Origin of the sequence: Tannerella forsythia (genome assembly GCF_001006485.1) — a bacterium.
GTDB classification, from domain to species: Bacteria; Bacteroidota; Bacteroidia; order Bacteroidales; family Tannerellaceae; genus Tannerella; species Tannerella forsythia.
Genome location: NZ_JUET01000021.1, coordinates 1 through 449, shown reverse-complemented (window position 1 = coordinate 449; position 449 = coordinate 1). Strand labels below are relative to the sequence as shown.

Below are 449 nucleotides of genomic sequence, written 5' to 3'. Positions count from 1 at the left end.
CGGATTTTCGGTCACAAGCCGTTCGGCCAGTGCCCTGTCAGAATTGACCGGCAGGTTTCCGAGTTCCGACATTGGAAGTCGGAGGCTACCCATGCAGCCGATTTCACCCGATGTGGTTGCGCGCAATTTTGCAAGCCCGCAGGGCGCTTCGCAGAACTCGCCTTTATAACTGCTTTGCCAAGGGTAAAGGTTGTGATGGCGGCCCTGTAAAACGGTGGCAGAGGCCGAGCTATAGATACCAATGCCGGGCGTTTGAAACAGCTTGGTGATATGGGCAGGTCCGCTATCGGCCAGCACGACATAATTCTGTTCCCGGATGAAGGACACGAGATTTCCAATGGTTTTGAAACCGTCAACGACGCGGATATTCGGTGTGTTGAACGACCCGATCGTGTCCTTATATTTCTTCATTACCCCCTGAAAGGCTGTCTCTTATACACATCTAGATG

At 52.6% G+C, this 449-nt stretch carries 1 protein-coding gene; it reads right to left on the bottom strand.

Annotated elements, in window-relative coordinates; genetic code table 11:
• A partial coding sequence (locus Tanf_RS16595; RefSeq protein ID WP_201774567.1) for a glycosyltransferase family 9 protein occupies nt 1-411 on the bottom strand: 411 nt, incomplete at its 3' end.
• Nucleotides 412-449: the final 38 nt, after the last annotated feature.